This is a genomic window from Streptomyces sp. iso_384 (genome assembly GCF_056172905.1).
The window spans coordinates 3,742,587-3,767,401 of the sequence record NZ_JBWBTT010000001.1 but is presented as its reverse complement, the minus strand read 5'-3'; the positions used below and the strand labels follow the sequence as shown (position 1 = coordinate 3,767,401).

The 24,815-nt window shown below is 72.4% G+C and carries 23 protein-coding genes and 1 pseudogene; 10 read left to right on the top strand and 14 right to left on the bottom strand.

Annotation, left to right across the window (positions count from 1 at the left end; translation table 11 throughout):
- Positions 1 to 78: 78 nt before the first annotated feature.
- The 7 genes from AC0VY3_RS16735 to AC0VY3_RS16705 all read right to left on the bottom strand — a co-directional run bounded on the left by AC0VY3_RS16735 (position 79) and on the right by AC0VY3_RS16705 (position 8,970).
- On the bottom strand, positions 79 to 2,475 hold the full coding sequence (locus AC0VY3_RS16735) for a phosphoketolase family protein (protein ID WP_475549910.1): 2,397 nt from the start codon (positions 2,473 to 2,475) through the stop codon (positions 79 to 81).
- Between the two features lie 46 nt (positions 2,476 to 2,521).
- Positions 2,522 to 3,934, bottom strand: a complete 1,413-nt coding sequence (locus AC0VY3_RS16730) for an NADP-dependent succinic semialdehyde dehydrogenase (RefSeq protein WP_475549909.1) — start codon at positions 3,932 to 3,934, stop codon at positions 2,522 to 2,524.
- 161 nt (positions 3,935 to 4,095) lie between these two features.
- Positions 4,096 to 4,554 carry an ATP-binding protein gene (locus AC0VY3_RS16725; protein ID WP_242740838.1) on the bottom strand — a complete coding sequence of 153 codons (459 nt, stop codon included), beginning with the start codon at positions 4,552 to 4,554 and terminating at the stop codon, positions 4,096 to 4,098.
- Positions 4,555 to 4,748: 194 nt separating this feature from the next.
- A complete protein-coding gene (locus AC0VY3_RS16720) occupies positions 4,749 to 6,848 on the bottom strand; it encodes a xanthine dehydrogenase family protein molybdopterin-binding subunit (protein ID WP_475549908.1) in 2,100 nt (699 codons plus the stop codon).
- A gap of 87 nt (positions 6,849 to 6,935) precedes the next feature.
- Positions 6,936 to 7,937, bottom strand: a complete 1,002-nt coding sequence (locus AC0VY3_RS16715) for an FAD binding domain-containing protein (protein WP_475549907.1) — start codon at positions 7,935 to 7,937, stop codon at positions 6,936 to 6,938.
- On the bottom strand, positions 7,934 to 8,518 hold the full coding sequence (locus AC0VY3_RS16710) for a (2Fe-2S)-binding protein (protein ID WP_103512413.1): 585 nt from the start codon (positions 8,516 to 8,518) through the stop codon (positions 7,934 to 7,936). Before AC0VY3_RS16710 ends, AC0VY3_RS16715 begins: the two co-directional genes overlap by 4 nt.
- A gap of 62 nt (positions 8,519 to 8,580) precedes the next feature.
- Positions 8,581 to 8,970, bottom strand: a complete 390-nt coding sequence (locus AC0VY3_RS16705) for a hypothetical protein (RefSeq protein WP_103512346.1) — start codon at positions 8,968 to 8,970, stop codon at positions 8,581 to 8,583.
- Positions 8,971 to 9,199: 229 nt separating this feature from the next.
- Here AC0VY3_RS16705 and AC0VY3_RS16700 point away from each other — a divergent pair, with 229 nt between their 5' ends.
- The 3 genes and pseudogenes from AC0VY3_RS16700 to AC0VY3_RS16690 all read left to right on the top strand — a co-directional run bounded on the left by AC0VY3_RS16700 (position 9,200) and on the right by AC0VY3_RS16690 (position 11,122).
- A complete protein-coding gene (locus AC0VY3_RS16700) occupies positions 9,200 to 9,529 on the top strand; it encodes a DUF6479 family protein (protein WP_103512347.1) in 330 nt (109 codons plus the stop codon).
- Between the two features lie 49 nt (positions 9,530 to 9,578).
- Positions 9,579 to 10,131: pseudogene (locus AC0VY3_RS16695) on the top strand (cation efflux transmembrane domain-containing protein); the annotation flags it as partial.
- A 178-nt stretch (positions 10,132 to 10,309) separates the two neighbouring features.
- Positions 10,310 to 11,122 carry a VOC family protein gene (locus tag AC0VY3_RS16690; protein ID WP_475549906.1) on the top strand — a complete coding sequence of 271 codons (813 nt, stop codon included), beginning with the start codon at positions 10,310 to 10,312 and terminating at the stop codon, positions 11,120 to 11,122.
- A 6-nt stretch (positions 11,123 to 11,128) separates the two neighbouring features.
- Here the strand turns inward: AC0VY3_RS16690 and AC0VY3_RS16685 are convergent, their stop codons facing one another.
- A complete protein-coding gene (locus tag AC0VY3_RS16685) occupies positions 11,129 to 11,701 on the bottom strand; it encodes a DUF6328 family protein (protein WP_103512415.1) in 573 nt (190 codons plus the stop codon).
- Positions 11,702 to 11,856: 155 nt separating this feature from the next.
- Between AC0VY3_RS16685 and AC0VY3_RS16680 the strand changes: the two genes are divergently transcribed.
- On the top strand, positions 11,857 to 12,237 hold the full coding sequence (locus AC0VY3_RS16680) for a VOC family protein (RefSeq protein ID WP_103512348.1): 381 nt from the start codon (positions 11,857 to 11,859) through the stop codon (positions 12,235 to 12,237).
- Between the two features lie 86 nt (positions 12,238 to 12,323).
- On the opposite strand, the gene AC0VY3_RS16675 is transcribed toward AC0VY3_RS16680, so the two are convergent.
- Both AC0VY3_RS16675 and AC0VY3_RS16670 read right to left on the bottom strand, forming a co-directional pair.
- On the bottom strand, positions 12,324 to 12,767 hold the full coding sequence (locus tag AC0VY3_RS16675; protein ID WP_103512349.1) for a GNAT family N-acetyltransferase: 444 nt from the start codon (positions 12,765 to 12,767) through the stop codon (positions 12,324 to 12,326).
- 74 nt (positions 12,768 to 12,841) lie between these two features.
- Positions 12,842 to 13,258, bottom strand: a complete 417-nt coding sequence (locus AC0VY3_RS16670; protein WP_103512350.1) for a DnaJ family domain-containing protein — start codon at positions 13,256 to 13,258, stop codon at positions 12,842 to 12,844.
- Positions 13,259 to 13,478: 220 nt separating this feature from the next.
- Between AC0VY3_RS16670 and AC0VY3_RS16665 the strand changes: the two genes are divergently transcribed.
- Complete coding sequence (locus AC0VY3_RS16665; protein WP_475549905.1) at positions 13,479 to 14,057, top strand: hypothetical protein; 579 nt, start codon at positions 13,479 to 13,481, stop codon at positions 14,055 to 14,057.
- Positions 14,054 to 14,458 (top strand): hypothetical protein, encoded by a 405-nt coding sequence (locus tag AC0VY3_RS16660; RefSeq protein WP_103512352.1) that lies wholly within the window; start codon positions 14,054 to 14,056, stop codon positions 14,456 to 14,458. The genes AC0VY3_RS16665 and AC0VY3_RS16660 overlap by 4 nt, the downstream gene beginning before the upstream one ends.
- A 125-nt stretch (positions 14,459 to 14,583) precedes the next feature.
- Here the strand turns inward: AC0VY3_RS16660 and AC0VY3_RS16655 are convergent, their stop codons facing one another.
- Positions 14,584 to 15,381, bottom strand: a complete 798-nt coding sequence (locus AC0VY3_RS16655) for a tyrosine-protein phosphatase (protein WP_103512353.1) — start codon at positions 15,379 to 15,381, stop codon at positions 14,584 to 14,586.
- Between the two features lie 79 nt (positions 15,382 to 15,460).
- The gene (locus AC0VY3_RS16650; RefSeq protein ID WP_103512354.1) at positions 15,461 to 15,985 is read right to left on the bottom strand and encodes an SHOCT domain-containing protein; all 525 of its coding nucleotides are present in this window, start codon (positions 15,983 to 15,985) and stop codon (positions 15,461 to 15,463) included.
- 267 nt (positions 15,986 to 16,252) lie between these two features.
- Between AC0VY3_RS16650 and AC0VY3_RS16645 the strand changes: the two genes are divergently transcribed.
- Genes AC0VY3_RS16645 through meaB form a run of 3 tightly spaced genes read left to right on the top strand, consistent with a single transcriptional unit; the run spans position 16,253 to position 21,357 of the window.
- Complete coding sequence (locus AC0VY3_RS16645) at positions 16,253 to 18,115, top strand: methylmalonyl-CoA mutase family protein (RefSeq protein ID WP_475549904.1); 1,863 nt, start codon at positions 16,253 to 16,255, stop codon at positions 18,113 to 18,115.
- Positions 18,115 to 20,340 carry a methylmalonyl-CoA mutase gene (gene scpA, locus AC0VY3_RS16640; protein ID WP_475549903.1) on the top strand — a complete coding sequence of 742 codons (2,226 nt, stop codon included), beginning with the start codon at positions 18,115 to 18,117 and terminating at the stop codon, positions 20,338 to 20,340. Before AC0VY3_RS16645 ends, scpA begins: the two co-directional genes overlap by 1 nt.
- 12 nt (positions 20,341 to 20,352) lie before the next feature.
- Positions 20,353 to 21,357: a methylmalonyl Co-A mutase-associated GTPase MeaB gene (gene meaB, locus AC0VY3_RS16635; protein ID WP_103512357.1), complete on the top strand. Its 1,005-nt coding sequence runs from the start codon at positions 20,353 to 20,355 to the stop codon at positions 21,355 to 21,357.
- 115 nt (positions 21,358 to 21,472) lie between these two features.
- Here the strand turns inward: meaB and AC0VY3_RS16630 are convergent, their stop codons facing one another.
- Positions 21,473 to 22,264 carry an ABC transporter ATP-binding protein gene (locus AC0VY3_RS16630; protein ID WP_475549902.1) on the bottom strand — a complete coding sequence of 264 codons (792 nt, stop codon included), beginning with the start codon at positions 22,262 to 22,264 and terminating at the stop codon, positions 21,473 to 21,475.
- Positions 22,265 to 22,413: 149 nt separating this feature from the next.
- On the opposite strand from AC0VY3_RS16630, the gene AC0VY3_RS16625 reads away from it, so the two are divergent.
- Positions 22,414 to 23,421 carry an ABC transporter substrate-binding protein gene (locus tag AC0VY3_RS16625; RefSeq protein ID WP_103512359.1) on the top strand — a complete coding sequence of 336 codons (1,008 nt, stop codon included), beginning with the start codon at positions 22,414 to 22,416 and terminating at the stop codon, positions 23,419 to 23,421.
- 64 nt (positions 23,422 to 23,485) lie between these two features.
- Here the strand turns inward: AC0VY3_RS16625 and AC0VY3_RS16620 are convergent, their stop codons facing one another.
- Positions 23,486 to 24,685, bottom strand: coding sequence for a M20 family metallopeptidase (locus tag AC0VY3_RS16620; RefSeq protein WP_475549901.1), 1,200 nt, complete (start codon positions 24,683 to 24,685; stop codon positions 23,486 to 23,488).
- Positions 24,686 to 24,815 lie beyond the last annotated feature (130 nt).

The window sequence follows — 24,815 nt, the reverse complement described above, 5'->3', positions numbered from 1 at the left end:
TCTCCGGTGGGTGTCGGGTCGCCGTCCATGATCGCTCATCGGCCGGTACGGAAGAACGGCGGCCGGTGGAAGCCGCGGTCAGCCGCCCCACTTCCAGTCCACGACCTCCGGCAGGTCCGTGCCGTGCTCGCGGATCCAGGCGTGGTGGCGGGTACGGGTGTCCGCCATCTCCTGGCGTACGGCGACGGCGCGGACGCCGAGCCCCGGCACCCGGTCGATGACGTCCATGACCAGCCGGTAGCGGTCGAGGTCGTTGCGGACGACCATGTCGAACGGCGTGGTCGTGGTGCCCTCCTCCTTGTAGCCGCGGACATGGAGGTGGGCGTGGCCGGTCCGGCGGTAGGCGAGCCGGTGGATCAGCCACGGGTAGCCGTGGTAGGCGAAGATCACCGGCTTGTCGCGGGTGAACAGGGCGTCGTACTCGGAGTCCGGCATACCGTGCGGGTGTTCCGTGCCGGGCATCATGCGGGCGATGTCGACGACGTTGACGACCCGGACGGCCAGCTCCGGCAGATGGCGGCGGATCAGATCGGCGGCGGCCAGCGTCTCCTGGGTGGGTACGTCCCCGGCGCAGGCGAGGACCACGTCCGGTTCGCGCCCGCCGTCCTCGGACCCGGCCCAGGTCCAGGCTCCGGCCCCGCGCGCGCAGTGGGCGCGGGCCTCCTCGGGGGTGAGCCAGTCGAAGGTCGGCTGCTTCCCGGCGACGATGACGTTGACGTAATCCCTGCTGCGCAGTGCGTGGTCGGCCACCGAGAGCAGGGTGTTGGTGTCCGGCGGGAGGTAGACGCGGACGACCTCGGGGCTCTTGTTGAGGATGTGGTCGACGAAGCCCGGGTCCTGGTGCGAGAAGCCGTTGTGGTCCTGGCGCCAGACGTGCGAGGTGAGCAGGTAGTTGAGCGAGGCGATGGGCCGCCGCCAGGGCAGCCGGCGCGAGGTGCGCAGCCACTTGATGTGCTGGTTGACCATGGAGTCGACGATGTGGGCGAACGCCTCGTAACTGGAGAAGAGCCCGTGCCGTCCGGTGAGCAGATAGCCCTCCAGCCAGCCCTGGCAGAGGTGTTCGGAGAGCACCTCCATCACCCGGCCGTCGTGGGCGAGGTGTTCGTCGGTGGGCAGGGTCTCGGCCTGCCAGGCCTTGCCGGTGGCCCGGTAGAGGGCGTCCAGCCGGTTGGAGGCGGTCTCGTCGGGGCCGACCACCCGGAAGTCCCTGCGGTCGGCGGTGGCGGCCATGACGCTCTCCAGGAGGCCGCCGAGCGCCTTGGTGGGCTCGTGGAGCGTGGTGCCGGGCCTGTCGACCCTTACGGCGTGGTCCGCCGGGTCGGGCAGCGGGAGGTCTCGCAGGAGCAGCCCGCCGTTGGCGTACGGGGTGGAGCCGAGCCGGGCGTCGCCCTCGGGCACACAGGCGAGGACCTGTTCGGTGGGCCGGCCATCGGCGTCGAAGAGTTCGCCGGGGCGGTAGGAGCGCAGCCAGGTCTCCAGCTGCCGCAGGTGATCGGGGTGGTCGCGGACGCCGGAGAGCGGGACCTGGTGGGAGCGCCAGGTGTTCTCCACCGGCTGTCCGTCGACCTCTTCGGGGCCGGTCCAGCCCTTGGGGGTGCGCAGCACGATCATGGGCCAGCGGGGGCGTTCGGTCGCGCCGTCCTCGCGGGCCGCCCGCTGGTAAGCGCCGATGCGGTCCAGGGCGGAGTCCATGGCGGTGGCCAGCGCCCGGTGGACAGCGGCCGGGTCGTCGCCGGTGACGTACAGGGGGTCGTGCCCGTAGCCGCGCAGCAGGTGGTCGAGCTCCTCCTCGGGGATCCGGGCGAGGACCGTCGGGTTGGCGATCTTGTACCCGTTGAGGTGAAGGACCGGCAGGACGGCTCCGTCGTGGACCGGGTCGAGGAATTTGTTGGCGTGCCAGGACGCGGCGAGCGGTCCCGTCTCGGCCTCGCCGTCGCCGATCACGCAGGCCACGAGCAGGTCCGGGTGGTCGAAGGCGGCTCCGTAGGCGTGGGCGAGGGCGTAGCCGAGTTCGCCGCCCTCGTGGATGGAGCCGGGGGTCTCGGGGGCGACATGGCTGGGCACACCGCCGGGGAACGAGAACTGCTTGAACAGCGCGCCCATGCCCTCGGCGTCCCGCCCGACGTCCGGATAGGTGTCGGAGTAGCTGCCCTCCAGCCAGGAGTTGGCGAGGACGGCGGGTCCGCCGTGGCCGGGGCCCCAGACGCACAGGGCGCTCAGATCACGGGACTTGATCACGCGGTTGAGGTGGGTGTGGACGAGGTTGAGCCCCGGCGAGGTGCCCCAGTGGCCGAGCAGCCGGGGTTTGACGTCCTCGGGGGCGAGCGGCCGGGTCAGCAGAGGGTTGGCCATCAGGTAGATCTGGCCGACGGCAAGGTAGTTGGCCGCGCGCCAGTGCGCGTCGAGCGCTGCGAGTTCGTCGTCGCAGAGCGCGGTGGTTCCGGAGGGCGCGGATGCGGTACGGGGGTCGCTCACGGGGCAGGTCTCCTCGTCGGGTGACGGCGCACGGGCGGGGGTGTCGTCAGGACGTCTCGGGGCCGTACCAGAGCGTGGTGGCGTTGCAGAACTCCCGGATGCCGTGTCCGGCGAGCTCACGTCCGTAACCGGAGCGCTTGATCCCGCCGAAGGGCAGGGCGGGGTGCGAAGCGGTCATCCCGTTGAAGAAGACCCCGCCCGCCTCCAGATCACGGGCGCAGCGTTCCCGCTCGCCGGGGTCGCGGGTCCAGACGTTGGAGCTGAGGCCGAAGGGCGTGTCGTTGGCCAGCTGGACCGCCTCGTCGAGGTCGGTGACCCGGTAGAGGGTGGCGACCGGTCCGAAGGTCTCCTCGCGGTGGATGCGCATGGCGGTGGTGATGCCGGCGAGCACGGTGGGCTCGTAGAACCAGCCGTTCTCCAGGCCGCCGCCGAGCTTGTCGGGCCGGCGTCCGCCGCACAGTGCCCGGGCCCCGCGTTCGACGGCGTCGTCGACGAGTTCCTCCAGGTCGGCGCGGCCCTGTTCGGTGGAGAGCGGGCCGATGTCGGTGGCGTCCTCCAGCGGGTCGCCGACGGTCAGGGCGCGCATGCCCGCGGTGAAGTGCTCGGCGAACGTGTCGTAGACGTCGGCGTGCACGATGAAGCGCTTGGCGGCGATGCAGGACTGGCCGTTGTTCTGGACCCGGGCGGTGACGGCGGTGGCGGCGGCCTTCTCCACGTCCGCCGAGGGCAGCACGAGAAAGGGGTCGCTGCCGCCGAGTTCCAGCACGGTCTTCTTGACCTCGTCACCGGCGGTGGCGGCGACGGCGCGCCCGGCCGGTTCGCTGCCGGTGAGGGTGGCCGCGACGACGCGCGGGTCGCGCAGGACCGCCTCGACCGCGCCGGAGCCGATCAGCAGCGTACGGAAGCAGCCCGCCGGGAATCCGGCCCGGTGGAAGAGGTCCTCCAGGTAGAGGGCGGTCTGCGGGACGTTCGACGCGTGCTTGAGGAGTCCGACGTTGCCCGCCATCAGCGCGGGGGCGGCGAAGCGCACCACCTGCCAGAGCGGGAAGTTCCACGGCATCACGGCGAGGACCACGCCGAGCGGACGGTAGCGGACCAGCGCGCGGGAGGCTCCGGAGTCCTTCACATCGGCGGGGTCCGGGTGTTCGTCGGCGAGCAGCCCCTCGGCGTGGGCGGCGTACCAGCGCATGGCCTTCGCGCACTTGGCGGCCTCGGCTCGGGCTGCCGTGATGGGCTTGCCCATCTCGACGGTCATCGTGCGGGCGATGGTGTCGCGGTCCTCGTCGAGGAGGTCGGCGGCACGGTTCAGCCAGGTGGCGCGCTGTTCGAAGGGGGTGGTGCGGTACTGGTGGAAGGTCTCCGCGGCGGCGGTGATCCTGCGGTGCGTCTCCTCGTCGCCCAGGGCGTCGAAGGACCTGATCAGTTCGCCGTTCGCGGGGTTGACCGTCGCGATGGGCATGGCAGTGGCCTCCTAGCATCGGTACTTCGACCGTGCCGCGCCGCACCGGTCCGCGCAACGCGGCCCTCCCCTCCCCCGCACGTACCCGGCCGACGCGGATCATGCGTGCCCAGGGGGCACGTTCCGCGTCGGCCGGTGTGCGGTCCGCCCTGCCGGGGCGGTTATACGAGCGCTGCAAGGGGCAGGTCGCGGGCGGTACGGACGCCGGGCAGCGGGGCGTACGGGAGCAGGCCCGCGGCCTTCGGCGCCTCGGCGTAGCGGGTGAACCAGACCACCTTGCCGTCCGTGGTCCGGCAGGTGCCCCAGCTGTCGCTCAGGGCCATCACCCGGCTCAGCCCGCCGCCGGCCGGCAGCAGCCGGGGCATCCGGGCACTGTTGTCCGCGACGGACACGGTCACGTGCCGTCCGGTCCAGCGGAGTTCGAGGACGCAGGTGTTGCCGTCGCCGACATGCCGGTGGACGTTGGTCAGGAGTTCGTCCAGGGCCCGGCCCACCGGCCGGACGTGCAGATCGAGACTCCAGTGACGAAGGTGTGCGGCGACGATCCGCCGCAGCTGGGAAACGCGCTCTGCCGACACCTGCAGTTCGACCGAGTAGTGCCGGTCGAGTGGAACGGTCATCGTCGAGGCTCCTCACCACGAGGCCCACGCGCTTCACCCCGTCGTACTTTCACCCCGTCGTACGAACGACCCCCGAACACGAAGCGTGAGCACTGATCACTTCTGGGTCACTCCTCAGGGTGAGGCCGGTACGCCGGACGCGCAACAGCTGGGCCGTCCGTGCTGGTCGGAGCCGATGTCCGGGCTCAGGACGATCACAGCAGGTAGGGCAGCAGGGTGTCCGGGGTGAGGGGCAGTTCGCGCAGCCGGGCGCCGGTGGCGTGGCGGACGGCGTTCCCGACGGCGGCCGCGGTGCCGACGATCCCGATCTCACCGATGCCCTTGCTGCCCATCGGGTTGAGGTGACGGTCGTCCTCCTCGATCCAGTGGGCCTGGATGTCGGCCGTGTCGGCGCAGACGGGCACGTGGTAGGCGGCGAGGTCCTTGGCGGTGAAGTCGCCGAAGTCGGGGTCGAGGCCGCAGCCCTCGGTGAGTGCCATGCCGATGCCCATCACCATGCCTCCGGTGAACTGGGAGCGCGCGGTGCGGGCGTTGAGGATCCGCCCGGCGGCGTACACGCCGAGCAGCCGGCGTACGCGCACCTCGCCGGTGACGGAGTCCACGGCGGTCTCGGCGAAGTGGGCGCCGAAGGCGTGCCGGGCGTACGGGGACTCCTCGCCGGTCTCCTGCTCGGTGTCGGCGGTGGTGGTGATCCCGTCGGGCGGCAGTGGTCCGGTGTGTTCCGCGAGACGGGCGGCCAGGTCGGCGGCAGCCTTGTGCACGGCCCAGCCCCAGGAGGCGGTGCCGGAGGAGCCGCCGGCCAGCGGGGCGGTGGGCAGATCGGTGGAGCCGATGTCGATGTGCACGGCCCCGGGGTCGACTCCGAGCGCGTCGGCGGCGATCTGGGCCAGCACGGTGCGGGCCCCGGTGCCGATGTCGGTGGCGTTGACCGCGATGCTCAGCGCGCCGTCCGGTGCGGCGTGGGCGCTCGCGGTGGAGCGGGAGACGAGCACGGGGTACGTCGCCGAGGCCACGCCCGTACCGATGAGCCAGCGGCCCTCCTGGCGGGCGGCGGGCCGGGCGTCGCGGTCGTGCCAGCCGAACCGCGCGGCGCCGTCGCGCAGGCAGGCGGCGAGGCCGCGGCTGCTGAAGGGGCGGTCGCTGTCCGGTTCGGTCTCCGGTTCGTTGCGCAGCCGCAGCTCCACGGGGTCCAGGCCGAGCGCCGAGGCGAGTTCGTCCATGGCGGTCTCCAGGGCGTACATCCCCGAGGCCTCCCCCGGGGCGCGCATCCAGGAGGGACTGGGGACGTCGAGGGCGGTCACCCGGTGCGCGGTCCGGCTGTACGGCGAGGCGTACATGGTGCGGGCGGGCACGGCGGCCTGCTCGACGAACTCCTTCACGGTGGAGGTCTGGGTGACGACCTCGTGGCTGACCGCGGTGAGCACCCCGTCCAGGCCCGCGCCGAGCCGGACCCGCTGGATCGTGGGGGCCCGGTGGCCGATGACCTCCGCCAGCTGGGCGCGGGGGAACACCAGCTTCACCGGCCGCCCGGTGTGCCGGGCGGCCATCGCGGCCAGGACCGCCTGGGGACGGGTGGTGCCCTTCGAGCCGAAGCCGCCGCCGACGTGCTCGGAGACCACGGTGATGCGATCCGGCTCCAGGCCGAACGCCCGGGCGAGGCTGCCGCGCACCTTGTCGGAGCCCTGGCTGGAGTCGTGGACGGTGAGGTGTCCGTCCTCCCAGACGGCGGTGGCGGCGTGCGGCTCCATGGGGTGGTTGTGGAGTGCGCCCATCCGGTACGTGGCGTCGACCTGGACGCGCGCCCCGGCCAGGGCCCGTTCCACGTCGCCGCGGACCCGGACGGCGGGGAAGCCGCCGTTGGCCTCCTCGGGCGTGTAGAGGCCGGGGTGGTCCTCGGTGAGGGTGACGTCGAACGGGTCGCGCTCGTAGTCGACGTGGAGTTCCCCGGCACCGGTCCGGGCCGCTTCGAGGCTGTCGGCGATCACGAGGGCGATCGGCCAGCCGTGGTGCGGGACCCGGTCGTCCTGGAGCACGGCGAGGATCGGGTCGTCGGGCTCCCGGAGCCGGGGCGCGTTGTCGTGGGTGAGGACGGCGTGGACGCCGGGTACGGCGAGGGCGTCGACGGCCCGTACGGCGGTGACGCGACCGGCCGCGACGGTGGCCGGGACGGTCCAGGCGTACAGACACCCGGAGGGTGTGCGGTCGGCCGCGTAGCGGGCGCTGCCGGTGACCTTGTCCCGGGCCTCTCTGCGGACGACGGGCGCACCGGGGAACTGCGGGGCTCGGGTGGTCATGGCGATGGGTCCTCGGGGGTCGGTGGTGCGGGCGGGCGCGGTCGGGTGCCCCGGGCGGTTACGGCCGGTCCCGGCGGTCCGGGCGGTTCAGCCGGTCCCGGCGGGCTGCAGGGCGGTGAGTTCGCCGAGCACGTCGAGAGCGAGGCGGCGGGCGAGGTCCACCTTGAACGCGTTGTCGCGCAGCGGCCGGGCCTCGGCCAGTTCGGCGATCAGGGCGTGCTGGAGGACGGCGGGCGTGGCCGGTGCGCCGCGCAGCTCGGCCTCGGTCCTGCGGGCCCGCCAGGGACGGTGGGCGACGCCTCCGAACGCCAGCGTGGCGTGCTCGACGCGGCCGGCGGCCACCCGGACGGTGGCGGCGACGGAGACCAGCGCGAAGGCGAACGAGGCGCGGTCGCGGGCCTTGCGGTAGCGGGAGACCGTGCCGGGAGCCGGCGGCGGGAGCAGCACCTCGGTGATCAGCTCGCCGGGCCTGATCACGGTGTCCTGGTCGGGGTTCTCCCCCGGCAGACGGTGGAATTCCGTGAGGGGGACGGCCCGTTCGCCCTCGGGGCCGAGCAGCAGCACGGTCGCGTCGAGCGCGGCGAGGGCCACGGCCATGTCGGACGGGTTGGTGGCCACGCACTCCGGCGAGTGCCCGAGGATGGCGAGGTCGCGGTGGGTGCCTTCGCGCGCGGGGCAGCCGGAGCCGGGAAGCCGTTTGTTGCAGGGCTTGGAGACGTCCTGGAAATAGCGGCACCGGGTGCGCTGGAGCAGGTTGCCGCCGGTGGTGGCGGTGTTGCGGAGCTGGCCGGAGGCCCCGGCCAGCAGCGCCTGGGACAGCACGGGGTAGCTCTCGATGACGTCGGGGTGGGCGGCGAGGTCGCTGTTGCGCACGGTGGCGCCGAGGCTCAGGCCGCCCTCGGCCGTCCGGGTCACCCGGTCGAGCGGCAGCCCGGCGACGTCGATGAGGATCCGGGGCGTCTCCACGCCGAGTTTCATCAGGTCCACCAGATTGGTGCCGCCGCCCAGGAAGCGGGCGCCGGGGCCGGCCGCGCAGAGCCGGACGGCCTCGTCGGTGGAGGCGGGGCGCGCATAGCCGAACGGTTTCACTCGATCACGTCCTCGATGGCTTCGACGATCCGGGGGTAGGCCCCGCACCGGCACAGGTTGCCGCTCATCCGTTCCCGGATCTCGTCGGCGTCGAGCACGACGGCTCCGGCGACGGTCCCGTCCGGCCCGGCGGCGAAGGAATCCGGTGCGGTGGCGTGCGAAGGGTGGCCGTCCGCGGCCTCGCGGAGCATGCCCACGGCCGAGCAGATCTGGCCCGGGGTGCAGAAGCCGCACTGGAGGGCGTCCCGCTCGACGAACGCCTGCTGCACCGGGTGCAGGCTCTCGCCGTCGGCGAGCCCTTCCACGGTGATGATCGTGGCTCCGTTCCGGGCGACGGTGAGCAGCAGACAGCTGTTGACCCGGCGTCCGTCGACGAGGACCGTGCAGGCTCCGCACTGGCCGTGGTCGCAGCCCTTCTTGGCGCCGGTGAGTCCGAAGTCCTCCCGCAGCGTCTCCAGGACGGTGGCACGGTGGTCGACGGTCAGCGTCGTCTCCTCGCCGTTGACGTACAGCGTCACGGCGGAGCGTTCGTCGACGACCGGTTCCGGTTCGAGGTCCGCTCCGAGAGCGAGGGAATCCATGCGCGCGCCTTTCGCTTCGCCGTGCGGCCGGGCCACCCCGGCCGGGTTCTGGTCCGGTCCGGTCAGCGGCTCTCCAGCCGCAGCCTGACCTCCTGCTCCTGGTCCCCGGCGGCCGTACCGACGACGCTCACCACGAAGGCTCCGGTGAGGTGGGTCCGCAGCCGGTCGACGGCCCAGTAGCCGCCCTGGGCGTCCACCGTGACCGGTGCGGTGAGGCGGGCGGGGGTGACGTCCGCCCGCGGTTCGGACACGTCGACGGTGGTGACCCAGGCGGTGGGCCGGGGGCCGGAGACCGGTGCGGGGGTCTCGCCCATCGGGTGGTCGGAGGCGAAGGCGGTGGCGAGCACGTCGAACACGGTCCGCGCGTCCTGGGTGTCGCAGCGGCCGAGCGAGACCACCACCTCCCGGCCCGCCGGGTGATCCTCGCCGCTCTGCTCGGGGGTGCTGTTCACCGTGGTTCCTTCCACTGGGGTGCCGGCCTTCGGGACCACTCCAGGCTGACCCCGCATCCGGCCGACGGCGACACGGGAAGCACCCGAAAGAGGCCTGGAACACCTGGAGGGCGGGCAGGAGGGCTGTCCTGGCCCACGGTCTTGAAACGCGTTTCCCACGAGATACCCATAAAACATGAATTGATGTGAATAGCTGACTGATGCCCTCCTCCCGGGGTATCCGCATTGCATGGATGTTCTGAATGCAGTCACCGCGGCCGAGGTCCCGCTCGCTGCGACCACGGGCGCCCTCGGGGTCGTCATGCCCATCGTGGCGCTGGCCGTCGTCGCCCTGCTGATCGGCGGCTTCATCCTCAGCAAGCGCAAGCACGACGCCGAGCCGCCGCCGCCCCAGCCCCATGAGCAGCCGGAGAAGCCCGAGCGGCGCACCCACGTCGAACAGCACGACCCGCATTCCTCCGATCAGTTCCCCGAGGACGGCCACGCCCTGTCGCCGTACGAGCTGAAGGACCACGGCAACGGCCCGCTGCCGCCGGACGAGGAGCGGCCGAACGGCTGACCGGCCCGTCCCGCGGGGGCGTCACGTCGGCCCCTCTGCTCAGGAGGCTGTGACGGCCGGCTCGGCCGCCGACCGACGTACCCGACTCACGGTTCTGGTGGCGCTCGCCGCCGATCTCGTGATCGCGGCGGCCAAGACCGTGGGCGGGCCGGCTTCCGGCTCCCCCGCCCTTGTCCGAGGCCGCCCGCTCGGTCGCCGACAGCCTCAACGAGGTCTTCCTCCTCGCCGCGCTCCGGCGCAGCCGGGTCCAGCGCCCCGCGCCTCTCGCCGCGCGCCTGGCGCAGGGCCCGGGTCAGCGAGGTGGCCTCGGCGACGAAGGCCACGCCGGGCACGATCAGCCCCGCTGTGTAGCCCTCGGGCGGATCGTGGTCGCCCCGGCGGAGGGCGGAGAGGCCTTGGTAGAACGAGAAACAGCCGCCCCCATCACGAAGATCCCGGTCAGCGGTCAGCAGCGCCCAGAAGTAGCGCTCCTTCCGTCATCGCCGAGGACAGCACGGCGGTCCTGGGGGCCACCCTGGCGATGGCGGGCAGGGGCCACCCTGGCGATGGCCGGCATGGAGCTGCATCTGGCCACCGGCAGCGTGGTCTGGGAGGCGATGGCCGACCGGCGGCCGCAGGCCGACCAGATCTTCCACGACATCACGAACGCGCCGCCGCGCGCCGTTCTGTGACCCCGCAGGCGTCCCGGCCCGCGTTGCGGGACCGGGCGGGCCGTTCGAGGCTGGTGGCTGGACCGCAGCGGCCGGGCAGAACGCCGCTCCCCGAAGAAGGCAGTGGACCATGACCGGAAGCGATCCCCGTACGGCCTCATCGGCGGCCCCGCTGACGGGCCCGGCCGCACCGTGCTGGGTCACCCTCATGACCCGGGACCTGGAGACCGCCGAGCGGTTCTACGCGCAGGTCCTGGGCTGGTCGTTCCGGCCCGGGCGGCTCGGGTCGGACTACGCGGTGGCCTACCGCGACGAGGTGCCGGTGGCCGGTGCCTTCGCCGTCTCCACGGCGTTCCAGGTCGCGGTGGCCTGGACGCCGTACTTCGCGGTGGAGGACGCGAACGTGGCCGCCGCCCGGATCCGTGAGCGCAGCGGGACGGTGGCGGTGGGGCCGCTGACGCTCGGCAAGGGGCGCGGTGTGCTGGCGTCGGACCGGGACGGGGCGGCGTTCGGCCTCTGGGAGCGCACCGAACCCTCCGCCTCGCCGCCGGCCCCGGCCGACCACGCGCACGCCTGGCTGCGGCTGCGGACCCGTAATGCCTTCGACGCGGCGATCTTCTACGGCGAGGTACTCGACTGGGCGAGCGGACGGCCGGGCTGCTGCGATGTGGCGTACGAGGGCGACGAGGTCATCGTGCGGTGCGAGGGGCATGCGCTGGCCCGGATCAGCTCCGGCGCCGAGGAGAGCGCGGCCGAATCGGTGGTGCGCCCGCACTGGCAGGTCCAGTTCCCGGTGACGGACCTCGCGGCGACGGTCTCGGCCGCCGAACGGCACGGGGGCGGTCTCGTCGAGGAGCGCACCGGCTTCGGGGGTACCGAGGTCACGCTGCGGGACCCGAACGGCGCGCTGTTCGCGGTGACCGATCTGCGCAGCCCGGCCTGACACGCTCTAGGAGGCGCCGCTCCGCCGGTCGGGCGACGCGTCCCCGGCCCCGTCGTCCTCGTCCTCGCCCCGGGCAGCGCTCCCCCGGGCCAGGGCCCACACCGGGAAGACGAACCAGCAGGCCAGGAACCACAGGGCCATCGCACCGACCAGCCACAGCGCCAGCTGGTTGTGCAGGGCGACGCGGAGGATCAGCAGCAGCGCCGAGCACATGGTGCAGAAGAGCAGCACCAGGCCGAGGACGGTCATCCTGGAGGCCCAGATGACCGTCTCGGGCTTCATCCGGCGGCCGGTGAGGAGCCGGTGGTACGAGACGGGGCCGATGAGCGACGCCGCGGTCGCCGAGCCCAGCATGACCGTGATCACGTAGATGGTCCGGTCGGTGTCCCCCAGGTCCTCGAAACGCGACTGGAAGACCACCGCGAGCAGAAAGCCGAAGAGGATCTGGACGCCGGTCTGTGCGACGCGCAGTTCCTGGAGGAGTTCGGACCACTGCCGGTCCGCCCGCTCCTCCTGGGTCTCCTGACGGCCTCTGCTGAATGTCACGTGACCTCTCTTCCCGCGTGGCGGCGCGCTCATGGCCGGATCCCACGGGTTCCCCGCGGTCACGGGCGTATTCCCGTGGACCGGTGGGACGCGGCCCGCCTAGGATCACCGCAGGGCATCGCGCGTCGGTCACCGGCCGGGTGAGGCGTGGAGGTAGCCCGTGAGATGCCCGTTGGAGGCATTCCACCGTGTCAGTCGAGTTGAATCACACCATCGTCCATTGCCGGGACAACCGCGAGTCCGCGGAATTCCTGGCGGATCTGCTGGGCCTGACGGTCGGAGAAGAGTGGGGGCCGTTCATTCCGGTCGTTCTCGCGAACAGCATCACGCTGGATTTCGCGACGATTCCCGCCGCTTCGATCACCCCGCAGCACTACGCGTTCCTCATCTCGGAGGCGGAGTTCGACACCGCGTTCGCGAAGATCCAGGAGCGGGGAATCGACTATTACGCCGATCCCCATCAGAAGATTCCCGGCGAGATCAATCACAACGACGGCGGGCGGGGCGTGTACTTCCCCGATCCGAACGGTCATGGGATGGAGCTGATCACTCGCCCGTACGGCGGCTGATCACCGCCCGCAGCACCCAGTCCGGGCCCGGAGCCCGGCCGCGCACCCGTGCGGCCGGGCTCCGGTCGTCCCCGGGGCGGCGCGCCTCAGCCGATGCGCAGCAGGAACTCGAGGCGGTCCCACATCACCGCGGGCGGGGCGGCGCGGACCGTGCCGACGGGTTCGGCGCCGATGCTGCGGTAGAAGCCCTCCGCGGGCGGATGGGAGACGATCCGGATGCCCGTGAGCCCGGCGTTGCGGGCCTCCTCGCGCAGATGGCCGGCGAGCAGCCGGCCGATGCCGAGGCCCTGGGCGGAGTCGGCGACGAACATCAGGTCCAGTTCCGGCGGGTCGAGGAGCAGCGCGTAGAAGCCGAGGATCTGCCCCGTGTCGCCGTCCGCGGCGACGAAGACCCGGTGCGCGGCGATGTAGTCCGGCCCGACCCGGTAGCCCTCGACCATCGGTGCGTACGGGCCCTCGTAGGCGCGTGAGGTGCGGACCAGCCGGGTCAGGCGGCCCGCGTCGCCCGCCTCGGCCCGGCGGACCACCACATCGGCGCGCCGCGCGGCGGCCCCGCGCCGCCGCCCTGTTCCGTCCGATCCCCGACGGCGAGTATGCGGCACGGTCACGACGGTCCTCGGGTCGTGCGACGTTCCTCGCGCCAGCGCCGTACGGTCCCGTCCACGTCGAAGGGGATCAGTCCCAGCGGCGGGCCCTCGGGCGGCCTCCGGATCGCGCGTTCGATCTTCTCGTTCACCTCGGTCAGGATGTGCCGCACCTCGGCCTCGGTGCGAGCGGCGGAGACCGCGGCGGGAACGTCTTCCGCCTCTTTGCGCAGGGCCAGGGCGGGCGGCAGCATCGACACGCCTTCCCGCTGCATCTTCTGCTTGATCCACCAGGTCTCGTCGTACGGGCGTTCAAGACCGGCGATCGGCTTGCCGAAGCCCGGGAGCGCGGAGAAGTCGCCGCGCTGTTCCGCCTCGTGAATCTGCCGGTCGACCCAGGATTCGAAACTGACTCCTGGTGGTTTGCGCTCCGTCATCGCGTGTCCCTCCGACCTGCAGCCGATCCGACTCCTTCACCCTACCCAGGGCGCCGCTCGGGACCTCCTGCCGGAGGGCGGCGGCCTCGAACGGGCAACCGGGGGTACACGAACTCCATCACACCGCCCGGCGATTGCCGCCGGGCCCGGACCGAAAGGGGTTGACCACTGTGCGACAGCAGAGCTACGTACCGGCCGATGGACGTTGGGGGCGGTAGCCGTGACGACAGCGATCATCATCATCGCCGTGGTCGTCGTGGCGGCCATCGCCGCGTTCTTCCTGCTCCGTGGAGGTCCGGTCGGCGGCCGGGGGCTGCGCAGCCGCTTCGGACCGGAGTACGAGCGGGTGGTCGCCCGGCACGACGGCGACACCGCGGCGGCCGAGCGGGAGCTCGGCGACCGGGTGAAGCGGCACGGGCGGCTGGAGAAGCGCCCGCTGACCGACGAGGCCCGCGCACGCTACGCCGCCCGCTGGGCGAGCGCCCAGGAGCTCTTCGTCGAATCGCCCGGGCGGGCGCTCGCCGAAGCCGACGCGCTGCTGGCGGATCTGTCGCGCGAGCGCGGCTTCCCGGCCGGCGAGGACTTCGAGGACCGTACGGACGCGCTCTCCGTCCACCATGCCGCGCACGTCCACGGCTATCGGCGGGTGCACTCCGCGGGACGCGGGGACGCGAGCACCGAGGAGATGCGCGGGGCACTGGTCGATGCCCGCGGGCTCTTCGACTCCCTGCTCACGGACGGCCCGTCGGGGCGTGAGCACGGCAACCGGCATCTGGTGAAGGGACGCGGCACATCATGACGCGGACGACGGACGAAACGACGCAGACGCCCGACAGCACGGACCGCCCCGAGGGCGCCGGGCCCGTGGACACGGGTACGCCCGTGCGGAGCCCGGGCCCCGCCGAGGTCGGCCCGCACCCCGGGCGGCCGCTGTTCGCCCCCGAGGAGCAGGAGGCGTTCACCGCCCGGATCCAGCAGGCGGTGGCCGGGTTCGTGGCGGATCCGCACCGGGCGGTGCGGGATGCCGACGCCACGTTCGAGGAGGTGGTGGCGGACCTCGGGGCCGCCCTGGCGGAACGCGGGCGGCGACTGCGCGCGGGCAAGGGCGAGCGCGACGCGCCCACCGGGGCGGAGACCGAGGATCTGCGGATCGCCCTCCAGCACTACCGCGACCTGACGGAACGCCTCGTACGCCTCTAGGAACCTGTCGTCGAACTGCCGCCTGCCGGACGACGCCTGGCACGCACGGTCGCCCGAAGCGCGTACGGAAGGGGCCGGTCCCGCCGGACCGGCCCCTTCCCGCGCTCGCGTAGCTTCCGTACGGGTCAGCCGCGGATCACCAGGCCGTCGCGCAACCGCTCCAGTACGGCGTCGGGCACCCGCAGTCCGTTGCGCACATAGCCGTCGAGGCCGCCCCAGCGCTCGTCCATGGCGTCGAGCGCCAGGTCGAGATAGCGGGGGCGGACCTCGATGATCGCCGCGGCGACGGCGGGGTCTCCACCGCCGTCCAGGAACTTCGCCACGTACGGGGCGAAGGCGGCCCGTACGGCGGGATTGACCGCGACGAAGTCCGACCGCACCGTGGCGCGGGCCGCTCCGAGGATCATCAGCAGGACGGCCGCCGCCCAGCCCGTACGGTCCTTGCCCGCCGTGCAGTGGAAGAGCACCGGGCGGGCGCCGGAATCGGCCACCGTTTCCAGGAACGCCCGGTAGGCGGCCGCCGCGCCGGGCGAGAGGACCATCTTCCGGTAGGTCTCGGCGAACAGTTCCTCGGCCCGGCCGCCGCCCAGCGTCCGCTCCGCCTCGACCGGGTCGGCCAGCAGGGACCGCAGCCGGGCCGGCGCCACGCCCGGGTGGTCGCCCAGTACATCGGCGACGAAGAGTCTGGCCCGGTCCGGCAGCCGGTCCGGGGCCCACCGGCGCTCGTCGGCGGTGCGCAGGTCCACGACGGTGCGGATGCCGAGTGCCGACACCGCCCGGTCGCTCGCCGGGTCGAGCTCGCTCAGCTGCCCCGAGCGGAACAGCACGCCCTGCCGCACCCGACGGTCACGGCCCAGGGCGATGCCGCCCAGGTCGCGCAGATTGACAACGGTGGCGGCCGGAACGGTCCGGGCGGTCTGCACGATGAACTGCCTCTTTCCCTGATGAATTCCAAGAATTCCGCATATCAGGATCAACGACGCATGCAGCGAGGAAAGGACGTCAGTCCGACAGGAGTTTCGTCTTCTGCTCCACGAACTCGTCGTCGGTGAGGACGTCCCGCTTCCACAGTTCGGCGAGCCGTTCCAGCCGGGCGATGATGTCGTCCCCCGCGCTCTCCTCACCGGCATCGCCGGCGCCGCCCGGGGTCAGCCGCTCGTGCGCGACGAAGGCGCCGCCCGCCTCGCGGGCCGTGCGGGCGAGCCGGGTGGTCCACAGGTCTTCCCGGACCACGATCGCGACGACATCGCCCGTCGGCACTCCGCCGTCGAGCTGTTCGATGTCCTCCGCGCCCAGCACCACCGCCGCCCCGCCCTCCTCCGCATCGGCCGGAACCACTCCTTCGGGGTCCAGCTCCCGCAGGCCCACCGGGGTCAGCGCGCCGCCCTCGGCCCGGCGGACGAAGGCCAGGTCACCGGCGCGTACGGCGCCGGACGACACGGCGTCGGCGAGGGCGGGGACGACCGACCCGGTGAAGCGACTGCCGGGGAAGGCGATGACGAGGTATTCCACAGGTCCGACGGCCACGGTCGCGTCCTCTCCGTATCCCGGCGGCCACAGGGGCGCCGGGGTGGATACGGCATTCCAGGGATGACATAACAAATCAGGAAACTTCGCACATAATATGCACCTCTGTCCCGATTCATCCCGATCTCGAGGACCGTCGTGTTGCCGCCCGCCGTCCGCCGCACCGGTTACGCGACCGCATGTAAAGGATCAAGTGCATACCCGAGAGGGCAAGGTCACAGCACGTGCCCCTGCTGCTCATTCCGCACACTGGCCTAGCATCTGAGCATGACGGTCCAGCCTGCTGACGGGCTCTCTCCGGCCGCCGCGTTCCCCGACCCTTCCCATGACCAGTGGCAGAGCCTCGTCGAAGGCGTACTGCGCAAGTCGGGCAAGGAAGTCACGGGCTCGGCCGCCGAGGAAGCGCTGTCCACCACACTGGAGGACGGGCTCACCACCCGCCCCCTCTACACCGCGAGCGACGAGTCGCCGGACACCGGTTTCCCCGGCTTCGCCCCCTTCACCCGGGGCAGCAGGGCCGAGGGGAACGCGGCAGGCGGCTGGGACGTGCGCCAGCGCCACACCCTGTCCGACCCGTCCCGGCTGAACGAGGCGCTGCTCGGCGATCTGGAGAACGGGGTCACCTCGCTCTGGCTCCCGGTGGGCGGCCCGGCGGGCGTCCCCGTCGACGGGCTCGCGCGGGCGCTGGAGGGCGTGTACCTCGATCTCGCACCCATCGCGCTCGACGCCCCGGCCGATCCGGACGCCGCGGCGACGGAACTGCTGCGGCTGTACGAGGAGCGCGGCGTCGCCCGGCACGAGGCGCGCGGCACGCTGGGCGCCGACCCGCTCGGCCACGAGGCCCGGGCGGGCGTCGAGGCGGATCTCGCCCCCGCCGTGCGCTGGGCGCAGCGGTGCGACGCGGAGTACCCGGGACTGCGGGCGATCGCCGTGGACGCGCTGCCGTACCACGAGGCGGGCGGTTCGGCGGCCGAGGAGCTGGGGCTCTCCCTGGCCACCGGCGTCGCCTATCTGCGGGCCCTCACCGCTGCCGGGATGAGCGTGGCGGCGGCCTGCGGGCAGCTGGAGTTCCGTTACGCGGCCACCGCCGACCAGTTCCTGACCATCGCCAAGCTGCGCGCGGCGCGCCGGCTGTGGGCGCGCGTCGCCGAGGCCTCCGGGGCTCCCGCCGCCGGGGCCCAGCGGCAGCACGCCGTCACCTCTCCGGTGATGATGACGCGCCGCGACCCGTGGGTGAACATGCTGCGCACCACGCTGGCCACGCTCGGCGCGGGCGTCGGCGGCGCGGACTCCGTGACCGTGCTGCCGTTCGATCACGCACTGGGCCTGCCGGACGCGTTCGCGCGGCGGATCGCCCGCAACACCTCGACGATCCTCATGGAGGAGTCGCACCTGGCGCGGGTCATCGACCCGGCGGGCGGCTCCTGGTACGTGGAGCGGCTGACGGACGAACTCGCCACGGCCGCCTGGGCGTTCTTCCAGGAGACCGAGCGGGCGGGCGGGCTGCCCGCAGCTCTGCGCTCCGGGCTGGTCGCGGAGCGGCTGGCGGCCACCTGGGCGACGCGCAGTGCGAAGCTGGCGCGCCGCAAGGAGCCGATCACCGGGGTCAGCGAGTTCCCGATGCCCGGCGAGCGCCCGGTGGAGCGCGAGTCCGCCCCCGACGCGTACGCCGGGGCTCCGGGCGGTCTGCCCCGGGTCCGGCGGGACGAGGCGTTCGAGGTGCTGCGGGCCCGGTCGGACGCGCACCTCGCGGCGACCGGAAGCCGCCCGAGGGTGTTCGTCGCCGCGCTCGGCCCGGCCGCAGCGCACACCGCGCGGGTCTCGTTCGCCGTCAACCTCTTCGGGGCGGGCGGGATCGAGGCGGTGCACGACCCGGTCTCCGTGAACGCGGACACCGCCGCCGGTGCGCTGGCCGCCTCCGGGGCGTCGGTCGCCGTGCTGTGCTCGTCCGACGCGCTCTACGCCGAGCAGGCGGACGCGGTGGCCGGTGCGCTGAAGTCGGCAGGCGCGGCGCAGGTGTTCCTCGCGGGGCGCCCCGGCGAGTACGCCGACGTCGACGCCTATGTCTTCGCGGGCTGCGACGCGGTCGCCGTTCTCACCTCCGTACTCGACCGCATGGGAGTGGCGTGATGCCGACACCGCCCACGGAACGCACCACCTCCGTTCCCGACTTCTCCGACCTGCCGTTGGCGTCCACCGCGCCGCCCGCCGGTTCCGCCGAGGAGTGGCAGGCGGCCGTGACCAAGGCGGCCGACGGCGCCGAGGCCCCGCTCTGGGAGACGCCCGAGGGGATCACGGTCAAGCCGCTCTACACCGGTGAGGACCTGGAGGGTCTGGACGCGCTGCACAGCTACCCGGGCATCGCCCCGTATCTGCGCGGCCCCTACCCGACGATGTACGTCAACCAGCCCTGGACGATCCGGCAGTACGCCGGTTTCTCCACGGCCGAGGAGTCGAACGCCTTCTACCGGCGCAACCTCGCGGCCGGGCAGAAGGGTCTGTCGGTCGCCTTCGACCTGCCGACCCACCGAGGCTATGACAGCGACCACCCCCGGGTGACGGGTGACGTGGGCATGGCCGGGGTGGCGATCGACTCGATCTACGACATGCGCCAGCTGTTCGACGGCATTCCGCTGGACCGGATGTCGGTGTCGATGACGATGAACGGCGCGGTGCTTCCCGTGTTGGCGCTGTACATCGTGGCCGCCGAGGAACAGGGCGTACCGCCTTCGAAGCTGGCCGGGACCATTCAGAACGACATTCTGAAGGAGTTCATGGTCCGCAACACCTATATCTATCCGCCGTCGCCCTCGATGCGGATCATCTCCGACATCTTCGCTTTCACCTCGCAGAAGATGCCGCGCTACAACTCCATCTCGATCTCCGGCTATCACATCCAGGAGGCCGGGGCGACGGCCGATCTGGAGCTGGCGTACACGCTGGCCGACGGGGTGGAGTATCTGCGCGCCGGGCAGGAGGCCGGTCTGGACGTCGACGCGTTCGCGCCCCGGCTGTCGTTCTTCTGGGCGATCGGCATGAACTTCTTCATGGAGGTCGCGAAGCTGCGGGCGGCCCGGCTGCTCTGGGCGCGGCTGGTCAAGCAGTTCGACCCGAAGAACCCCAAGTCTCTTTCGCTGCGCACCCATTCGCAGACCTCGGGCTGGTCGCTGACCGCGCAGGACGTGTTCAACAACGTGACGCGTACGTGTGTGGAGGCGATGGCCGCGACGCAGGGCCACACCCAGTCGCTGCACACCAACGCTCTCGACGAGGCGCTGGCGCTGCCCACCGACTTCTCGGCGCGGATCGCCCGTAACACCCAGCTCCTGCTCCAGCAGGAGTCCGGTACCTGCCGGGTCATCGACCCGTGGGGCGGCAGCGCGTACGTGGAGAAGCTGACGCGCGACCTCGCGGACCGGGCCTGGCAGCACATCGAGGAGGTGGAGGCGGCCGGCGGGATGGCGAAGGCCATCGACGCGGGCATCCCCAAGCTCCGGGTGGAGGAGGCCGCAGCGCGGACGCAGGCGCGGATCGACTCCGGGCGGCAGCCGGTGATCGGGGTGAACAAGTACCGGGTGGAGACCGACGAGCAGATCGACGTGCTCAAGGTCGACAACTCCTCGGTGCGCACCCAGCAGATCGAGAAGCTGCGCCGGCTGCGCGAGGAGCGCGACGAGACGGCGTGCCGGGAGGCACTGCGGGCGCTGACGGCGGCCGCCGAGCGCGACCCGGGTCCGGGCCTGGAGGGCAATCTGCTGGCACTGGCGGTCGACGCGGCGCGGGCGATGGCGACGGTCGGGGAGATCTCGGACGCGCTGGAGAAGGTGTACGGCAGGCACGCCGGGCAGATCCGTACGATCTCCGGTGTGTACCGCAAAGAGGCAGGAGAGTCCCCTTCCGTGGACCGGACCCGTGCGCTGGTCGACGCGTTCGAGGAGGCGGAGGGCCGTCGCCCGCGCATCCTGGTCGCCAAGATGGGCCAGGACGGCCACGACCGGGGCCAGAAGGTGATCGCCACGGCCTTCGCCGACCTGGGCTTCGACGTGGACGTCGGCCCGCTGTTCCAGACGCCGGGCGAGGTGGCGCGGCAGGCCGTCGAGGCCGACGTGCACATCGTGGGCGTCTCCTCGCTGGCGGCCGGGCATCTGACGCTGGTTCCGGCGCTGCGCGAGGAGCTGGCCGCCGAGGGGCGCGAGGACATCATGATCGTGGTGGGCGGGGTGATTCCGCCGCAGGACATCGAGGCCCTGCACGAGGCGGGCGCCGCCTCGGTCTTCCCGCCGGGGACGGTGATCCCGGACGCGGCCCACGACCTGGTGACGCGGCTCGGCGCCGCGCTCGGCCACGAGCTGTGAGCCGCTGACCGGATGGCTGCGAAGATCGACATCGACGGTTACGTGCAGGGAGTGCTCGACGGGAAGCGCGCGTTCGTGGCGCGCGCGATCACACTCGTCGAGTCGACGCGGGCCGAACACCGGGTGCTGGCCCAGCAGTTGCTGAGCCGGCTGCTGCCGCACGCGGGGGCGGCCCGGCGGATCGGGATCAGCGGGGTGCCGGGCGTGGGCAAGTCCACGTTCATCGACGCGCTCGGCACGATGCTCACCGGGCTCGGGCACCGGGTGGCGGTGCTGGCGGTCGACCCGTCCTCCAGCCGTACGGGCGGTTCCATCCTGGGCGACAAGACCCGGATGGAGCGCTTGGCGGTGGACCCGGCCGCCTTCGTCCGGCCCTCCCCCACGGCGGGCACGCTGGGCGGGGTGGCCAAGGCAACCCGGGAGTCCATCGTGGTGATGGAGGCGGCGGGCTACGACGTGGTGCTGGTGGAGACGGTGGGGGTCGGGCAGTCGGAGACGGCGGTGGCCAACATGGTCGACACGTTCCTGCTGCTGACCCTGGCCCGTACCGGCGACCAGTTGCAGGGCATCAAGAAGGGCGTCCTGGAGCTGGCGGACGCCATCGCGGTGAACAAGGCCGACGGCCCGCACGAACGCGACGCCCGCTCGGCGGCCCGTGAACTGGCGGGCGCGTTGCGGCTGATGCATCCGGCGGACGCTGCCTGGACGCCCCCGGTGCTCACCTGCAGCGCACGCGAGTCGACCGGGCTGGACACCCTGTGGGAACGACTGGAGCAGCACCGTACGGTCCTGGAGTCGACGGGCCGGCTGGCGGCCAAGCGGCGCGACCAGCAGGTGGACTGGACCTGGGCCATGGTCCGGGACGAGCTGCTGGACAGCCTGTACAGCAACCCGGCGGTGCGGAAGCTCGCGCCGGAGCTCGAACAGCGGGTCCGCGAGGGCACGTTGACGGCGACGCTGGCCGCCGAGGAGATCCTCGGCGTCTTCCGCGGCGACGGCTCGGGCACGTCCGCCTGAACGCGTCGGCGCAGTAGGCGTAGCTGTCGCGAGGCAGTGGGCCGAGGGGCCCCCGGACGGAGGGGCCCCTCGGCGTTCTCGGGCGCCCGCGGGCGCTTGCGCGGTCGGCTGCGGCTCAGACGGCGGCGGCGGGCGTGCGTACGGTCGGTACGACGACGGGCGCCCCGTCGGAGGTCGCGGTGAGGATCTCCGCCTCGATGCCGTAGAGCTCCTGGACCAGGGCCGCGTCCACGGTCTCGCGGGGCGGTCCCGTGGCGATGATCCGCCCGTCGCGCATGGCGACCAGGGTGTCGGCGTACCGCGCGGCGGCGGCGAGGTCGTGGACGACCATGACGATGGTGCGACCCTCGGCGGCGACCTCGCGCACCAGGTCCAGGACCTCCACGGCGTGGCCGATGTCGAGGGCGCTGGTGGGCTCGTCGAGCAGGACGACGGGGGTCTCCTGGGCGAGGGCCATGGCGAGCCAGCAGCGCTGCCGCTGGCCGCCGGAGAGCTGGTCGAGCCGGCGTCCGGCCAGAGCGGCGGTGCCGGTGGCCTCCAGGGCGCGGGTGACGGCCTCCTCGTCCTCCCGCGACCACTGGCGGAACAGCCCCTGGTGCGGGTGGCGTCCGTACCGTACGAGTCCGGCCACGGTGACCGCCTCGGGGGCCTGCGGGGCCTGGGGCAGCAGGGCGATGCAGTGGGCGGCGTCGCGCTGGCGCAGCTGCCAGATGTCGGCGTCGCCGACGAACACCGTGCCGGAGCGTGGCTGGTGGAGGCGGGCCATGGAGCGCAGGAGGGTCGATTTGCCGCAGCCGTTGGGGCCCACGATCGCCACGACCTGCCCCGAGGGGACCGTCAGGTCGACCTGATCCACGGCGGTATGACCGGTGTATCCAGCGGTGAGCTGTTCGACACGGATTTCCACGAGGACCGGCCTTTCCGAAGGAATGGGGCATCACCTTGCCCGATGCCGCTAAAGTAAGGCTAACCTTAGCTCGCTCACGAGCCGACGGCCGCATCCGTGTGACCGTACGGCCGTCACCGCTTCATGTCCCGTTGAACCCGGAGTCCTTGATGAACCTGCCCCACCGCCCCGCCCGCACCGTCGCCCGAAGAGCGGCGCGAGCCGTCGCCACGCTCGGGGCCGCGGCCCTCCTCCTGACGGCCTGCGGAACGGACTCCGACTCGGGCAAGTCCTCCGGCGACAAGGCCGGCAAGGCGGACTCCGCCTCCTCCGCGACCCGTACGGTCAAGGACGCCACCGGCAAGGCCGTGGAGATACCGGCGGAGCCCAAGCGCATCGTCACCCTGACCCAGGAGGACCTGGACGCGGTCCTGGCGCTGGACATCAAGCCGGTCGGCATCACCAACGGGCAGGGCCTGGACAAGCCCCCGGCCTACCTCGCCGACAAGGTCGAGGGCATCGACATCGTGGGCAACCTCCTCCAGCCGGTCATGGACAAGGTCGTCGCCGCGAAGCCCGACCTGATCCTCGCCGGCGACATGCAGGACGAGCAGGTGCTCAAGCAGCTCCGCGAGATCACCCCGGCCACGCTGGTGACGATGGCGCCGGCCGACGACTGGAAGCTGTTCTTCCGGGGCATCGGCAATGCCGTCAACAAGCTCGACGCGGCCAACAAGTTCATCACCGACCACGAGGCGTCCGCCAAGGCCGCCGGGGAGAAGCTCGGCGAGAACAAGGGCGCCGAGGTCTCGATCGTCCGCTGGAACCCGGACGGGCCCAGCTGGATGGAGAACAAGCAGTTCGCCAGCGGCGTCGCTCTGGAGATGGGGCTGAAGCGGCCCAAGTCCCAGAACAAGGACGGCAACGCGCACACCCCGTCGCTGAGCCTGGAGAAGATCAACGAGATCGACGGCGACTGGCTGTTCCTGTCGACGCTGACCTCGGACGGCGAGAAGGCCCTCAAGGACGTCCAGTCCAAGCCCGCCTACAAGGAGCTGGGCGCCGTCAAGAACGGTCACACGGTGACCGTCGACGGCTCGGTGTGGTCCACGCGCGGCGGCCCGCTCGCGGCCGACGTCGTCCTCGCCGACTACGTCAAGGCGCTCTCCGCCAAGTGACCTTCGGGTGAATTCCCGGCGAGGCGTGCGGCCCTGACCGGGCCGCACGCTTCGCCGCTCCCCGTCAGACGGAAGCGCGCGCGGCGGCGAAGTCGGCTGCCGTCCAGGCCATGCCCACCGCTCCGTCGAGCAGCGCCTGTTCGGCCGCCGGGGAGATGGCCGCCTCGGCGAACGCGGCCTCGTGCGGGCCACAGGCTCCCCCGCTGATGTCGAGCACCGGGTGGATGGACGGCACCACGTGCGAGACATTGCCCATGTCGGTGCAGGCGAACGGCGGGCGCTCGACCGGTTCGGCGCGGCCCAGCTCGCGGGCGTTGGCGGTCCAGAGCCGGATCAGCTCCGGGTCGCCCCGGAAGTCCAGATAGTCGGGCTCCGGGCGCTCCAGGGTCACCTCGCAGCCGGTGGCGAGCGCCCCGGCGCGGAAGCAGTCCTCGATCCGCTGCCGCAGCTCGCGCAGGTCCTCGGCGGCCAGCGCCCGTATCTCGTAGGTGGCGGTGGCCCGGTCGGGTATCGCGTTGGGCGCGGTCCCGGCGGCGGTGGTGATGCCGTGCACCCGGCACTGCGGGGGCAGTTGCTGGCGCAGAAGGCCCAGGGCGACCTGCGCGACGGTCAGCGCGTCGGCGGCGTTGCGGCCCTCGTGGGGATTGAGGCTGGGGTGCGCGGCGCGGCCGGTGTAGGTGACGTCGAGGGTGCCGAGCGCGAAGGAGCGGAAGTCGGCCATCTCGAAGGGGCAGGGGTGCACCATCATCGCGGCGTCGACCCCGTCGAACGCCCCGGCGTCCAGCAGCAGCGCCTTGCCCGCCCCGCGTTCCTCGGCGGGCGTTCCGATGACCCGTACGGTCAGGCCGAGTTCGTCCGCGTGGGGGGCGAGGCCGAGGGCCGCGCCGACTCCGGCGGCGGCGATCAGATTGTGCCCGCAGGCGTGACCGAGGCCGGGCAGTGCGTCGTACTCGCAGGCGATGGCCACGGTGACGGGCCCGGAGCCGATCGTGGCACGGAACGCCGTGTCCAGGCCGTGGGCGGGGGCGGTGACCTCGAAGCCGTGCGCGGCGAGGAGTTCGGAGCAGAGCGCGGCGGACCTGTGCTCCTCGAAGGCGGTCTCGGGCTCGGCGTGCAGGCGCCGGCTCAGGTCGAGCAGGGCCGGGGCATGGCCGCCGACCGTCTCCCGCACGGCGGTCCTGAGGACGCGCGTCCGCTCGTCGGCCACCGTGTCGGCCACCTCCTCGGCCCGTGTCTCGGGGCGTGGGGCTGCGGGGACGGTCATGGACTCTCCTTGCGTTCCGGACCGCTCGGGGACGGTCGCCTGCGCTGTCGGAAATAGGTTAACTTAGCCTTACCTAAGTGTGCGCCGAGTGCCCGTTGGCCCGGTGTCCGTTGTCCTTCAGGGGAGTCGT